This window comes from Streptomyces sp. MspMP-M5 (assembly GCF_000373585.1).
Classification (GTDB): Bacteria; Actinomycetota; Actinomycetes; order Streptomycetales; family Streptomycetaceae; genus Streptomyces.
The window spans coordinates 1-14,435 of the sequence record NZ_KB891929.1; the positions used below are offsets into that span (position 1 = coordinate 1).

Here is a 14,435-nt window from a genome sequence, read left to right on the forward strand (position 1 = left end):
CCCCCCGCCGCAATCGCTGAACGACGCCGAGGTTCACCGTCATTGACCGGCAGTTGTTTTCCGGCTATCCGTGTCTCCTTGGAAGTTTCCTTCACGCGTTCGAGGAAGCCCCCCGGAAGGAGCGCAGATGCACTCCAGACGTACCGTCCTGACCACCGCCGCCGCAGCCGCCGCGACCGCCGCCCTGGGCGCCGGCCCCGCGCACGCCCTCCCCTCCCCCGCCCCGCCGCCCTCGCCGGCCACCCTGGACCGGCTGCGCCGGATCATCGCCCGGATGACGCCGGAGGAGAAGGCCGGGCAGCTCTTCGTGATGCGGGTGTACGGGGAGTCCGCGACCGATCCGGACCCTGCCGACGTCGAGGCCAACCGCAAGGAGATCGGGGTCGACAACGCCGCCGAGCTGATCGCCACCTACCACGTCGGCGGCATCATCTACTTCGGCTGGGCGCACAACACCCGCGACCCGCACCAGATCGCCGAGCTGTCCAACGGCATCCAGGATGCCGCCGCCGACCTGCGCGTGCCCGTCCCGGTGCTGATCTCCACGGACCAGGAGCACGGCATAGTGGCGAGGATCGGGGCGCCGGCGACGCTGTTGCCCGGGGCGATGGCGCTGGGTGCCGGCGGGTCCGTGGAGGACGCCCGGGCGGCCGGGCGGATCTCCGGGCAGGAGTTGCGGGCGATGGGCCTTCGGCAGGACTACGCGCCGGACGCGGACGTCAATGTGAACCCCGCCAACCCGGTCATCGGCGTCCGCTCCTTCGGGGCCGACCCGCAGGCGGTGGCCCGTATGGTCGCGGCCCAGGTGGGCGGCTACCAGGGGGCGGGGGTGGCGGCCTGCGCCAAGCACTTCCCCGGGCACGGCGACACCGATACCGACAGCCATGTCGGGCTGCCGTACATCCACCACACCGCCGAGGAGTGGGAGCGGCTGGACGCGCCGCCCTTCAAGGCGGCGATCGCCGCCGGGATCGACTCGGTGATGACGGCGCACATCGTGGTGCCGGCCCTCGACCCCAGCGGCGATCCGGCGACGCTGTCCCGGCCGATCGTGACCGGCATCCTGCGGGAGCGGCTGGGGTACGACGGGGTGGTGGTGACCGATTCGCTCGGCATGGAGGGCGTCCGGGTGAAATACGGGGACGACCGGGTGCCGGTGCTGGCCCTGAGGGCCGGCGTCGACCAGTTGCTGAACCCCCCGGATCTGTCGGTCGCGCACACCGCGGTCGTCCGGGCGCTGCGGGACGGGGAGCTGAGCGAGCGGGAGATCGACGCCAAGCTGCTGCGGATCCTGCTGCTGAAGGAGCGCCGGGGGCTGTTCGCCGACCCGTACACCTCGCGGGAGCAGGTGGACCGGGTGGTGGGGACGCGGGCCCATCGGGTCGCCGCGGACCGGATCGCGGACCGCACCACGACGCTGCTGCGGAACGACGACGGGGTGCTGCCGCTGTCCCGGCGGCGGACCGGGCGGCTGCTGGTGGCCGGGGTGGACCCGGCCGCGCCGTCCGGCACCGGCGGTCCGCCGACCGAGGTCCTGGCCCGGGAGCTGAGCCGGCTGGGGTTCGAGGCCACCGCGCTGTCGACCGGGACGGCGCCGTCCCGGCAGGTGATCGCCCGGGCGCGGGCGGCGCTGGGCCGGCGGGACGCGGCGGTGGTGGCGACGTACGACGTCACCGCGTCGTCGGCGCAGCGGACGCTGGTCGCGGAGTTGCTGGCCACGGGGAAGCCGGTGGTGCAGCTGGCGATCCGCAATCCGTACGACATCGCCCTGCTGGACGGGGTGACGGCGGCGCTGGCGAGCTACTCGTGGACGGATGTGGAGCTGCGGGCGGCGGCCCGGGTGATCGCCGGGCGGCGGGATCCGGTGGGCCGGCTGCCGGTGCCGATAATGCGCGCGGACGCGCCGCAGAGCGCGCTGTACCAGATCGGGCACGGGCTGCGGTACTGAGGGTGTCGGGCCGGTGGGTGCGTGTCCTCCCGGGGCGAGGACACGCACCCGCCGTGCCTGCCGGGCGTCCGAGCGCCGCTGGGCAGGCACGGCGCGGGCCTACGGCCGCGTCACGGCCGCAGGGTCGTGCTCCGGGAGAGCTGCGACCGGTCGAGGCGGCTGTCGGCCGGGGCCTGGGCGACGGCCCGGCCGTCGGCGGGCACCGGGAGCCCGGCCCAGGTGAGCAGTTCGGCGGTGGCCTTGGTGCGGTCGGCGTCCTTGAGCTGGGCGATGCCGGCGCCGTGGTTGCCGCCGGGCACGGTGAAGAGGTACGAGTCCCGGGCGCCGCGGCCGAGTTCGAAGTGCTTGGCGCTCCACGGGTCGTACTGCCCGTTGACGAACATCATGCGGTTGGCGTGGTGCCGGACCCAGCGGTCGATGTCGGGCATGGCGCGCCGGTCGAAGCGCATGGGGATCGAACGGGGCACGAAGTTGCGGGAGTTGTTGATGCCCGGGTAGCGCAGCAGGCCGCGGAGGTTGGGGTAGTGGTACTTGGGCTCGCCGAGCTGGGTGCCCGCCTGGTAGTAGTACGGCTGGAACTTCGTCAGGCCCTGGTCGGTGTAGGAGTCGAAGCCGCCGACCTTGTCGATCCAGGTCCACAGGGTGTCGGTGGAGGCGGTGGGTGCGGGCACCTGGGCGCAGGCGGTCTGGGCGGGCTGATACTGCCAGAAGCCGAAGACCAGGTCGGTGACGAGGACTTCGTAGGCGCGGTCGGCGGTGCCGATGAGGGTGAAGGTGCGCTTGTTCTCGCCGGCCCACTTCTCGTAGCGGTTGACCATCTCGTCGCGGCGGAGCAGGGCCTCGCGTTCGATCTTCCCGACGGCGGCGCGGCATTCGGGGGTGCCGACGGTGGCGAAGAAGCGGTCGTAGGCGGTGGTGTCGTCGCGGTCGGGGTTGTTGGGGGCGACGTAGGCGACGGTGCCGTTCATGTCGTGCGGGAAGAAGCGGCGGTAGTAGGTGGCGGTCATGCCGCCCTTGCTGCCGCCGGTGGCGATCCAGTTGTCGGGGTAGATCGCGTGCAGGGCCTGGAAGATGCGGTGCTGGTCGGTGGCGGCCTGCTGGATGTCGAGCTTCTTCCAGTCGGTGGGCACCGGGCGGGACGGGGTGAAGTAGCGGTATTCCAGGGAGACCTGGTTGCCGTCGATGATCTTGGTGGGTTCGCTGCGGGACGGGGTGGTGCTGACGTTGTAGCCGGAGGTGAAGAACACCGTCGGGCGGTGCACGGACTTGTGGAGCAGGGTCAGCCGCTGCTGGAACGTGCCCTTCTCCGGGTGCCGGTGGTCGATCGGCTGGGTGTAGTCGAGGACGAAGTAGCGGTAGCCGTCGACCGGTTTCTCCTCGATGAGGTGCATGCCGGGGATCGCGAGGATCCGGTCCTTGATGTCGGTGGCGGCCGGTCCGGCGGTGGTGGCCGCTCCCGCCGGTGCGCCGACGCTCGCCGCACTTATGAGTACGGCGAGCGTCAGCAGCCGTCTTCTGCCCTTGCGCATGGGCCCTCCCCTTGGGGTGACTGAGGTCGGGCCGAACCTATCCGCGCGGCGGGGGCGCCACCAGCCCCCATTGAGGCGCCGCAATCACACCGATCACACCGATCACACCGTGAGGGGTTCTCCCCCGGCCTTCGACGGGGGTGCCTCCGCCTCGCCGGTGAAGGTCCGCCACAGCTGTGCGTAGCGGCCGTCGCGGGCGAGGAGTTGGGTGTGGGTGCCGTCCTCGACGATCCGGCCGTGGTCGAGGACCACGACCCGGTCGGCGCGGGCGGCGGTGGTGAGGCGGTGGGCGACGATCAAGGTGGTGCGGGTTCCGGTCGTGCGGCCGGTGAGCCTTTCGGTGGCCTGATTGACGACGGATTCGGTGGCCAGGTCCAGGGCGGCGGTGGCCTCGTCGAGCAGCAGGACGTCGGGGTCGGTGAGTTCGGCGCGGGCCAGGGCGAGGAGTTGGCGCTGTCCGGCGGAGAGGTTGCGGCCGCGTTCGGCGATCGGGTGGAGGTAGCCGCCGTCGAGGGTGGCGATCATGGGGTGTGCGCCGACGGCGCGGGCGGCGGCCTCCACCTCGGCGTCGGTGGCGTCCGGGCGGCCGTAGGCGATGGCGTCGCGGACCGTGCCGGGGAAGAGGTAGGACTCCTGGGGGACGACGCCGAGCCGGCGGCGGTAGCCGGTCAGGTCGAGTGCGCGCAGGTCGGTGCCGTCGACGCGGACCGTGCCGGAGGTCGGGTCGTAGAAGCGGGCGACGAGCTTGACGAGGGTGGATTTGCCGGCGCCGGTCTCGCCGACGAAGGCGACGGTCTGGCCGGCGGGGACGGTGAGGTCGATGCCGGTCAGGGCCGGTTCGTCGTGGTCGCCGTAGTGGAAGTGGACGTCCTCGAAGGTGAGGTCGCCGCGGAGCGCGGGGACGGGGCGGGGGTGCTCGGCGGGCGGGGTGGAGGTGGGCTGGGCGAGCAGTTCGCGGATCCGGCCGAGCGAGACGGACGCCTGCTGGTAGCCGTCGAAGACCTGGGAGAGCTGCTGGACGGGGGCGAAGAACAGGTCGATGTAGAGGAGGTAGGCGACCAGGGCGCCGGCGGTGAGGGTGTGTCCGCCGACGCGGCCGGCGCCGACGATCAGGACGAGGGCGGCCGCCACGGAAGACAGCAGCTGGACGAAGGGGAAGTAGACGGATATCAGGAACTGGCCGTGCACCCGGGCCCGGCGGTAGGCGTCGCTGTGGGCGGCGTAGCGCTCGGCGCCGTGGCCCTCGCGGCGGAACGCCTGGACGATCCGGAGTCCGGCGACGCTCTCCTGGAGGTCGCCGTTGACGGTGCTGATCCGTTCGCGGGCGAGTTCGTACGCCTTGACGCTGCGCCTGCGGAAGGCGTAGGTGGCCAGGGCGAGCGGGGGCAGGGTGGCGAAGACGAGCAGGGCGAGCTGGACGTCGATGGCGAAGAGGGCGACGAGTATGCCGAAGAAGGTGAGGACCGAGACGACGGCGGTGACCAGGCCGGTCTGGAGGAACGTGGACAGTGCGTCGACGTCGGTGGTCATCCGGGTCATGATCCGGCCGGTCAGTTCGCGCTCGTAGTAGTCGAGGCCGAGGCGCTGGAGCTGGGCGAAGATCTTCAGGCGGAGGGAGTACAGGACGCGTTCGCCGGTGCGGCCGGTCATGCGGTTGGCGCCGATCTGGGCGGCCCATTGGACGGCGACCACGGCCAGTGCGAGCCCGGCGGCGGTCCAGACGCCGGCGAGGATGCCGCGGCGGACGCCGTCGTCGATGCCCTGCCGGATCAGGACGGGCAGCAGCAGGGAGGCGACCGCGTCCACGGCGACGAGGAGGAGGGCCACCAGGAGCGGGCGGCCGAAGCCGTGCAGCAGGCGGCGCAGGCCGTAGGAGCGCTCGGGGCGGACGGCGGCGGCCTCGTCGATGTCGGGGGTGTCGTCGGCCGGGGGCAGCGCGGCGACCTGGGCGAGGAGTTCGGGGGTGGAGGGGGTGCCGGCCATGGCGGCGGCGATGCCGGGGCCGGTGGCGGGGGTGCCGCGGGGGGCGGGGCCGGCGGCGCCCGCCTCGGCCGCTTCCTCGCGGCGGACCCAGAGTTCGGGGGTGATGCCGCCGGTGGCGGCCGCGGCGTCGGGGTCGGCGGGCGCGTCGGGGTCGGCGTCGATCAGGGCTTCGGGGCGGCGGGGGGTGGTGTCGGGGTGCGGCCGGTCACCGTCGGTGGCGGGCTCCAGCAGCGTGGCGGTGCCGGATGCCGCGTACTCGCCGTCGAAGGCGCCGCGGGTGCCGTCGGTGGCGGCCGCGGTGCCCGCGGGGTCGTGGGGGATGCCGCCGAGCTCCTCGGGGTCGGTCAGCAGCCGGCGGTAGAGGGCGCAGCGGCCGGCGAGTTCCTCCTGGGTGCCGACGTCGACGAGCCGGCCGCCGTCGAGGACCGCGATCCGGTCGGCGAGTGCCAGGGTGGAGGCGCGGTGGGCGATCAGGAGCGTGGTGCGGCCGGCCATGACGCCGCGCAGTGCCTCGTGGATCTCGTGCTCGACGCGGGCGTCGACGGCGGAGGTGGCGTCGTCGAGGACGAGGAGCCGGGGGTCGGTGAGGATGGCGCGGGCCAGGGCGATGCGCTGCCGCTGGCCGCCGGAGAGGGTCAGGCCCTGTTCGCCGATTTCCGTGTCGTAGCCGTGCGGCAGCGCGGTGATGAAGTCGTGGGCCTGGGCGGCGCGGGCGGCGGCGTGGATCTGCTCGTCGGTGGCCTCGGGGTGGCCGTAGGCGATGTTGTCCCGTACGGAGTCGGAGAAGAGGAAGCTGCTTTCGGGGACGAGGCCGATGGCGGCGCGCAGGGATTCCAGGGTGAGATCGCGGACGTCGTGGCCGCCGACGAGGACGCGGCCGGCGGTGGCGTCGTAGAAGCGGGGCAGCAGCAGGGAGACGGTGGACTTGCCGCTGCCGGAGGCGCCGATGACGGCGACCGTCTCGCCGGCGTCGATGTGCAGCGAGAAGTCGTCGAGGACGGGGCGCACGGGGCGGGCCGGGCGGTCGGTGGTCTTGTCGTCGGCCGGGTCGTGGTGCGCGCCGTAGCCGAAGGTGACGTGGTCGAAGACGACGGTCGCGGGGGCGTCGGCGGGCAGGGCGTGGGCGTCCGGGTGCTCTTCTATGGTCGGTTCGGTGTCGATGAGTTCGTAGACCCGCTCCACGCCGGCGCGGGCCTGCTGGCCGACGGTGAGCATCATGGCGAGCATCCGGACGGGGCCGACCAGCTGCGCGAGGTAGGTGGAGAAGGCGACGAAGGTGCCGAGGGTGATGTGGCCGCGGGTGGCCATCCAGCCGCCGAGTGCCAGCATCGCGACCTGGCCGAGGGAGGGGACGGCCTGGAGGGCGGGGGTGTAGCGGGCGTTGAGGCGGACGGTGCGCAGCCGGGCGGCGAACAGCCGGCGGCCGACCGCGCGGAGCTTGCCGGTCTCCTGTTCCTCCTGGCCGAAGCCCTTGACGACCCGGACGCCGGAGACGGCGCCGTCCACGACGGAGGCGACCGCGGCGGCCTGGCCCTGGGCGTACCAGGTGGCGGGGAAGAGGCGGGTGCGGCTGCGGCGGGCGATGAGCCACAGGGCGGGGGCGACGGCCAGCGCGATGACCGTCAGCAGGGGGGAGAGGACGGCCATCACGGCGAGCGAGACGGCGAAGAGGAGGACGTTCCCGATCATCATCGGGAGGATGAAGAGCAGGCTCTGGATGAGCTGGAGGTCGCTGGTGGCGCGGCCGACGACCTGGCCGGTGCTGAGTTCGTCCTGGCGGCGGCCGTCGAGCCGGGCTATCGCGTCGAACATGCGGGTGCGCAGGTCGTGCTGGACGTCCAGGGCGAGCCGGCCGCCGTAGAAGCGGCGGAGGTAGGTGAGGGCGTAGACGACGAGGGCGGCGGCGACGAGGAGGGTGGCCCAGGGGGCGAGGGGCTGCTCGTGCCGGACGATCACGTCGTCGATGATCAGTTTGGGGATGAGCGGGACGAGGCCCATGACCGCCATCCCGGCGAGCGAGGCGCCGAGCGCCAGCAGGACGTCCCTGCGGTGGTGCCAGCAGTCCCGGCCCAGCCGCCGTGTCCAGCCCTTGTGTGCCGTGTCCGTCCCCGCCACCCGATGCCTCCCATGCGTCGTCTACCGCACGGGCCAACGCCGGTGGTCCCGGATTTCATCCCGCCGTAACAGTCCGGCGCGAGAAATCCGGGAGATCCCGCAGGGCGGGCCCGGGATCCCGTAGGGGATCCCGGGCTCCGGTCACTGCGCCGGTGTCACCGTCAGCTCGGTGATCCCGGGGCGCGGGGCGGGCTTGCCGCCGGGTGCGGGGCGGTGGTCGCCGTGGACGACGACGCGGACGTAGCGGGCGCTGCTGCGGCCCGCGGCGCCGGTGCCCGTGCCGGTCCAGTGGCGGCCGTCGCGCGAGACCTGGACGGTGTAGGACGTCGGGCGGGTGGCGGTCCAGTGGGGGGTGATGCGGCCGACGGTGACGGTGCGGCCGAGGTCGACGGTGAGGGTGCCGTCGGCGGCGGCCGGGACCCAGGCGGTGGTGGTGTTGCCGTCGACGGCGGCGCCGGCGTACATGCCGGGTTCCTCGGAGGTGGCGGTGGCGGTGGTGCACCGGGCGGCGTCGGTGGTGGCGGCGAGGTCGGGCCGGCGGGTCTTGAGGACGGCGGGGACGCCGCGGCTGACGAGCTTGTCGCCCTCGGGGGTGGCGAGCGGCAGGGCGGGGCCGGAGGTGAGGCGGACCGTGGTCTGGTGGGCGCCGAGGGCGACGTCGAAGGTGCGGCCCTGCCAGTGCAGTCCGCGCAGGGTGACGCCGGCGGCGAGCTGCGGCGGCAGCATCGGGTCCAGGCGCACCCGGTCCTCGGTCATCCGCAGGCCGGTCAGGCCGTTGGTGAAGACCTGGAGGAAGCCGCCCTTGCCGGTGAGGAAGTCCTGTGCGGGGCGGCCGGCGTGCGGGTCGTCGGCGCCGGCCTTGTCGCCGCGGGCCTCGGAGAACTCCGCGAACGGCCCGCGGACGAACGGCTTGATGGCGCGCTGGAGGTAGGTGTAGGTGGCGCAGCCGGGTTCGCCGAGGGCGGCGGCGTCGATGGCGTGCACCGAGTCGGTCATGGCCGGGCCGTCGGGGTCGGTGCGGGCGGCGTAGTAGTCGAGGGTGGCGGCGGCCTGCTGCCGGGTCATCGGCCACTGGAGCGGGTACATCAGCAGCACGGTGTCGGCCTGCTTGATGGTGGTGCCCTTGTAGCCGGCGTACTGCTCGAAGGTCTTGCGGTTGCCGTCGTAGGGGATGCGCAGCTTGTCGGCGACGGTCTTCCAGGCGGCGGGGGCGGGCCGGCCCAGGAGGGTGGCGGCGCGGGTGGCGGCGCGCAGGGCGGTGGCGGCGCCGGCGTTGGTGAAGACGGCGTCGTCGACGCCGTTGCTGTACTCGTCCGGGCCGGCGACGTTCTTGATCGAGTAGCTGCCGTCGGGGTTGCGGGTGGCGCGGGAGGCCCAGAAGTCGGCGATGCCGGAAAGGACGGGCCAGCCGCGGGACTTGAGCCAGGCGGTGTCCTTGGTGGCGAGGTAGTACTGCCAGGCGGCCAGCGAGATGTCGCCCATGAGGTGGTTCTGGGTCTTGCAGTGCGGCGGGTCCCAGCTGTGGCACTCGGTCCACAGGTCGCCGGTGCCGCCGCTGGTCCAGGAGTAGAAGAGGCCCTGGTAGCCGAGGCGGCGGGCGTTGGCGCGGGCGGCGTCGCGGGTGCGGTAGCGGTAGTCGACGATGGACCGGGCGAGGTCGGGGTGGGTGGCGAGGAGTCCGGGGTACATCCAGGTCTCGGCGTCCCAGAAGATCTCGCCGGCGTAGTTGTCGCTGGTCAGGCCGGTGGGGCCGATGCTGTTGGCGCTGCCGGCGCGGGTCGCGGTCAGGAGTCCGTACTGGGCGGAGCGGATCCAGGACTGGAGCTCGGGCTGTCCGGCGACCTCGATGTCGCTGCGCCAGAGCTTCTGCCAGGCGGCGCGGTGGCGGGCGGTCAGGTCGGCCCAGCCGGCGTCGGCGGCGCGGCGGGAGGCGGTCTCGGCGGCGGTGCGGGGGCCGCGGGAGGTGAGCGCGGTGTCCACGCCGACGTACTTGGTGAGTTCGTAGGTGCGGCCGCGGTGGACCGGGAAGGTCAGGCGCTGGTGGGCGCTGAGCTGTTCGGCGGTGGTGGCGCCGGAGCCGGTGGCCTCGGCGGGCGGCTCGGGGCGGGGGCGGGCGTCGGGTATGCCGTGGCCGGCGCGCAGGGTGGAGGCGACGGCGCCCTCGGTGCCGGTGCCGTCGGTGCGGAAGCCGACGGAGACGGTGCCGGGGCGGGCGGTGCGGTCGCCGGGGGCCGGTGCGGTGGGGCTCATCCGGCGGGCACCGCGGCCGTCGAGGGTGTCGGTGACGGTCGTCCGGCCGCTCCAGTGCGGGGTCATTCGCAGGCGGACCGCGGCGGTGTGCGCGTCGGCGCGGTCGGCGAGCACGTCGTAGACCAGGTCGGTGGCCCGGCCGTCGGCGGCGGTCCAGGTCAGCGAGGTGCGGACGAAGCCGCAGCGGAGGGAGAGGGTCTGGCGGTAGTGGCTGATGCGGCCGGGTGCGGTGGCCGAGGAGAAGGTCTCGGGGTGCGGGCCGCCGGTGGTGACGTCGAGGGTGGTCCAGGTGGGCAGGGCGGCTATCGCCTGGCGTCTCTGGAGGTCGGCGGGGCCCTTGGCGTAGAGGCCGGAGACGAAGGACCCGTCGTACTCGGGGGTCTTCAGGGGCCAGCCGGTGGTGCCGCCGGGGGCGGCGTAGCCCATGCCGTTGGGCGGGACCCGCTGGCCGAGGTAGCCGTTGCCGACGTAGGCGTGGTGGCTGTCCTTGGGGTCGATGGCGGTGGCGGTGGCGGCCCAGCCGTCGGCGGTGCAGGAGGCGGGCGGGGCGGGGTCCGGTGCGGCGGTCCCGGCGGTGGCGGCGGTCGCCGGGGCGAGGGCCGCGACGAGGGTGCCGGCTATCAGGGCGGCGAGTGTCCCGCGTCGCCTGCGGGTTGCCCGTGGCGGGGCGGTCGGCGGCTCCGGGTGCGCCGTGTCGTCGTTTCGCGCGCCCTGGGGCGCCGTCGGTTCCGTGTGGTCCATGCTGCTCCGTCCCTGCGGCCGGTACGCACCCCGAGGCACGGACCCAGCCTCGGCTCTGCCCAACGTCAGCGCACCCTACGAGCCGCCGGTGACGGCGGTCACCGTTAAATGCACGATCCATCGATTTCCGGCCGCGACCGATGCTTTCCGGCCCCGTGCGCGGTCCCGGATTGGTCAATGCGGCCCGCGTACGGCACACTTTTAGACTGACCAGTCAGATCAAAAGGAGGGGTTGTGGAGACCACCCGCCAGGGGGCGGCCGTCAACGCCCGGGGAATAGGAGTGAAGGGCCCACGCGGGTGGGCCTTTCGAGGCGTCGACATCACCGCCGACCCGGGGTCGCTGATCGCGGTGCAGGGTCCGTCGGGCTCCGGCCGTACCTGCCTGCTGCTCGCGCTCACCGGACGGATGCGGATCGCCGAGGGCCAGGCCACGGTCGCCGGCTTCCCGCTGCCCAAGCGCATGGGGACGGTCCGCGGCCGTACCGCGATCGCGCACGTGCCCGGCATCGCCGACCTCGAACCCGCCCTCACCGTCGCCGAACACCTCCGGGAACAGGCCCTCTTGGGCCACCGGGGCGCCGCGCTCCTCTTCGGGCGCCGCCGCAAGGAGGCCGCCAAGGCGCTGGTCGACGCCGCGCTGGCGGCCGCCGGACTCGACCCGGAGACCCTGCCGAAGGGCCTGCGGACCTGCGTCCGCGACCTGGAACGGCTGGAGGCGCTGCGGCTGTCGGTGGCGCTCGCGGTGATGCACCGCCCGCACCTGCTGGCCGTCGACGACCTCGACCTCAAGCTCTCCTCCGACGAGCGCGCCGCCGCCTGGCAGATGCTGCGGGACCTGGCGCTGGGCGGCACCACCGTGGTCGCGGTCGCCTCCGACGCCCCGGCGGACGCCCTGCGCGTCTCCACCGCCGCGGCAGCCCCGACCACCCCCGACACCCACCGGCCCGACACCCACGAGGAGGAAGCGGCGCATGCGTTCGCCGAGACTGGCCGCGCTTGAGCTGCGGCGGTTCGGCCGGGGCAAACTCCCCCGGCTGGGCCTGGTCGCCCTGATGCTCATCCCGCTGCTGTACGGAGCGCTCTACCTCTGCTCCTTCTGGGACCCCTACAGCCGCCTGGACAAGATCCCGGTCGCGCTCGTCAACGAGGACCAGGGCGCCACCGCCGACGGCAAGAAGCTGACCGCCGGCGCCGACCTGGCCCGCAACGTCAAGGACAGCAAGACCTTCGACTGGGAGCAGGTCAGCGCCGCCGAGGCCGCCAAGGGCCTGGAGAAGGGCGACTACTACCTCTCGCTGACGGTCCCCAAGGACTTCAGCGAGCGGATCGCCTCCAGCGGCGGCGACGACCCGCAGACCGGCGCCCTTCAGGTCCGCACCAACGACGCCAACAACTACATCGTCGGCTCGATCTCCAAGACGGTGTTCTCCGAGATCCGCGCCAAGACCTCGGCGAAGTCCAGCCGGGCCTTCCTCGACAAGATCTTCGTGTCGTTCTCGGACCTGCACGACGAGACCGCCAAGGCCGCCGACGGCGCCGGTAAGGTCAACGACGGGCTGGGCACCGCCAAGGAGAAGACCGGCGAACTGGCCGACGGGCTGGGCAAGTTGAACGACGGGGCGGGGAAGCTGGACAAGGGGGCCGGGGACCTCAGCAACGGCCTCGGCACGCTCGGCAAGGGCGCCGGGGACCTCAACAACGGCCTCGGCACGCTGCAGAACGGCGTCTCGCAGGCCGCCGCCAAGTCCAAGGAGCTCAGCCAGGGCGCGAGCCAGGTCGCGAACGGCACCCAGCAACTCGTCGACCAGATCGGCGGCCTCGCCAAGAAGGACCTGCCCTACCTCAAGCAGCACGGCAAGGAGATCGCCGACGGCGCACGGTTCGTCGTCAAGGTGACCGAGGACGTGGACGACTTCCTGTCCAAGCTCCCCGCGAACTCGTCCAAGGCCGCCGCCCAGGCGCGCAAGAACGCCGACGACGCCCAGGCGCTGTACGAGGCGCGGTGCACCGGCGGGAACACCGACGCCGACTGCGCGCGCCTGAAGGGGATCGCGGTCGGTACCGCCGACGGGGCCGACCTGGCGAAGAAGGTCGACAACGCCATCGCCCAGGCGGACTTCGGCCAGCTGCGCGCCAAGCTGCGCGAGGTGCAGCAGGGTGCCCAGATGGTCGCCGACCAGGTGCCCGACATCGTGAAGAACGCCGACGGTCAGCTCGCCCAGCTCAACAAGCTCAATGCCGGTGCGCACCAGGTCGCCCAGGGCGCCGGGCAGTTCGCCGGCGGTCTCGGTGCCCTCACCGACGGTGCCGGCCGGCTCCAGAACGGCGCCGGCGACCTTCAGAACGGCGCGGGCCGGCTGCAGAACGGTGCCGGTGACCTCGCCAACGGCGCGGGCCAGCTGCACGACGGCCTCGGCACCGCCCACGACGGCGCCGAGAAGCTCAGTGGCGGGCTCTACAAGCTCAAGGACGGCGCCAACCAGCTGGCCACCGGGCTGCACAGCGGTGTCGCCAAGATCCCGGACTACGACAAGAAGGACCGGGACACCCGCACCGACGTGATGTCCGACCCGGTCAAGCTGGCCGCCAAGTCGATGCACAAGGCGCCCAACTACGGCACCGGCCTCGCCCCGTACTTCATCCCGCTCTCCCTCTGGGTCGGCGCGATGGTCGCGTACATGCTGCTGGCGCCGCTCGGCAAGCGGGCGCTGGCCGCGGGCGCGCCCGGCTGGCGGATCGCGCTCGGCTCCTGGCTGCCGGCGTTCGCCATCGGCGTCGTCCAGGTGCTGGCCCTGATGGCCGTGCTGCACTGGGCACTTGGACTGGAGATGGAGCGCGCGGGTGCCACGATCGGGTTCCTGATGCTGGGTACCGCCTGCTTCACCGCCCTCATCCAGCTGCTGAGCGCCTTCTTCGGGCCGGCCGGCCGGGTGCTGACGCTGGTCGTCCTGATGCTCCAGCTGACGTCGGCGGGCGGCACCTACCCGGTGCAGACCAGCCCGGGGTTCTTCTCCTGGATCCACCCCTTCCTGCCGATGAGTTACGTCGTCGACGGCCTGCGCCGGCTGATCACCGGCGGCGACCTGGACATCGTCTGGCAGGGCAGCATCGTCCTCGCCGCGTTCACGGTGGGCGCGCTGGCCCTCACCGCCCTCGCGGCCCGCAGCCGCCAGGTCGTGCGGATGAAGGACCTGCACCCGGAGCTCAGCCTGTGAGCACCCGCTCCGGCAACGGGGGCGGCGTCATCTCCGGCGCCGCCCCCCGCCGCACGCCGACCCGCCGCCGGCTCTTCGACGCCGCCGTCACGCTCATCGCCGAACAGGGCTTCTCGGCCACCACGGTCGAGGAGATCGCCGAGCGCGCGGGCGTCGCCAAGGGCACCGTCTACTACAACTTCAGCAGCAAGAACGTCCTCTACGAGGAGCTGCTGCGGGACGGCGTCGATCTGCTCGCCGGCTCGCTGCGCACCGCCGCCGACGACACCGTGGCCCGCGGCGGCAGCCGGGTCGACGCCCTCGACGCGATGATCCGCGCCGGCCTGGACTTCATCGCCGGCTCCCCCGCCCTCACCCAGCTCTACGTCGCCGAGCTGTGGCGCACCAACCGCACCTGGCGCGCCACCCTCACCTCCGTCCGGGGCCGCGCCCTGGCGGTCGTGGAGTCGGTGCTGCGGGACGCGGTGCGCGCCGGGGAGCTGAGCGACGAACTCGATGTGCCGCTCACCGCCTCAGCGCTGCTGGGGATGGTGCTGGTCGCCGCGCTGGACTGGCAGTCGTTCCAGCCCCAGCGGTCGGTCGAGGAGGTGCACGCCGCCCTGTCCCAACTGGTGCAGGGGCGCGTGGGGGCGTGAGCGGCGGGTCGTGACCC

The 14,435-nt window shown here is 73.1% G+C and carries 7 protein-coding genes; 4 read left to right on the plus strand and 3 right to left on the minus strand.

Annotated elements, in window-relative coordinates; translation table 11 throughout:
* Positions 1–127 precede the first annotated feature (127 nt).
* On the plus strand, positions 128–1,948 hold the full coding sequence (locus tag B073_RS0131980) for a glycoside hydrolase family 3 protein (RefSeq protein ID WP_018542157.1): 1,821 nt from the start codon (positions 128–130) through the stop codon (positions 1,946–1,948).
* 110 nt (positions 1,949–2,058) lie between these two features.
* Here B073_RS0131980 and B073_RS0131985 read toward each other — a convergent pair whose 3' ends face one another.
* The 3 genes from B073_RS0131985 to B073_RS0131995 form a co-directional block, all read right to left on the minus strand.
* Positions 2,059–3,477, minus strand: a complete 1,419-nt coding sequence (locus tag B073_RS0131985) for a S28 family serine protease (protein ID WP_018542158.1) — start codon at positions 3,475–3,477, stop codon at positions 2,059–2,061.
* A gap of 102 nt (positions 3,478–3,579) precedes the next feature.
* Positions 3,580–7,575 (minus strand): ABC transporter ATP-binding protein, encoded by a 3,996-nt coding sequence (locus B073_RS0131990; RefSeq protein WP_018542159.1) that lies wholly within the window; start codon positions 7,573–7,575, stop codon positions 3,580–3,582.
* 141 nt (positions 7,576–7,716) lie between these two features.
* Positions 7,717–10,566 carry a discoidin domain-containing protein gene (locus B073_RS0131995; RefSeq protein ID WP_018542160.1) on the minus strand — a complete coding sequence of 950 codons (2,850 nt, stop codon included), beginning with the start codon at positions 10,564–10,566 and terminating at the stop codon, positions 7,717–7,719.
* 234 nt (positions 10,567–10,800) lie between these two features.
* Between B073_RS0131995 and B073_RS0132000 the strand changes: the two genes are divergently transcribed.
* Genes B073_RS0132000 through B073_RS0132010 form a run of 3 tightly spaced genes read left to right on the plus strand, consistent with a single transcriptional unit; the run spans position 10,801 to position 14,418 of the window.
* Complete coding sequence (locus B073_RS0132000) at positions 10,801–11,568, plus strand: ATP-binding cassette domain-containing protein (RefSeq protein WP_018542161.1); 768 nt, start codon at positions 10,801–10,803, stop codon at positions 11,566–11,568.
* Positions 11,540–13,783 carry a YhgE/Pip domain-containing protein gene (locus B073_RS0132005; protein ID WP_018542162.1) on the plus strand — a complete coding sequence of 748 codons (2,244 nt, stop codon included), beginning with the start codon at positions 11,540–11,542 and terminating at the stop codon, positions 13,781–13,783. Before B073_RS0132000 ends, B073_RS0132005 begins: the two co-directional genes overlap by 29 nt.
* Positions 13,780–14,418, plus strand: coding sequence for a TetR/AcrR family transcriptional regulator (locus tag B073_RS0132010; RefSeq protein ID WP_018542163.1), 639 nt, complete (start codon positions 13,780–13,782; stop codon positions 14,416–14,418). The genes B073_RS0132005 and B073_RS0132010 overlap by 4 nt, the downstream gene beginning before the upstream one ends.
* The last annotated feature ends 17 nt before the right edge of the window (positions 14,419–14,435 follow it).

Bases quoted from the DNA above. Each gene is read 5' to 3' on its own strand.
- B073_RS0131985 (WP_018542158.1), bottom strand. From the start codon at position 3,477: ATGCGCAAGGGCAGAAGACGGCTGCTGACGCTCGCCGTACTCATAAGT.
- B073_RS0131995 (WP_018542160.1), bottom strand. From the start codon at position 10,566: ATGGACCACACGGAACCGACGGCGCCCCAGGGCGCGCGAAACGACGAC.
- B073_RS0132005 (WP_018542162.1), top strand. From the start codon at position 11,540: ATGCGTTCGCCGAGACTGGCCGCGCTTGAGCTGCGGCGGTTCGGCCGG.
- B073_RS0131980 (WP_018542157.1), top strand. From the start codon at position 128: ATGCACTCCAGACGTACCGTCCTGACCACCGCCGCCGCAGCCGCCGCG.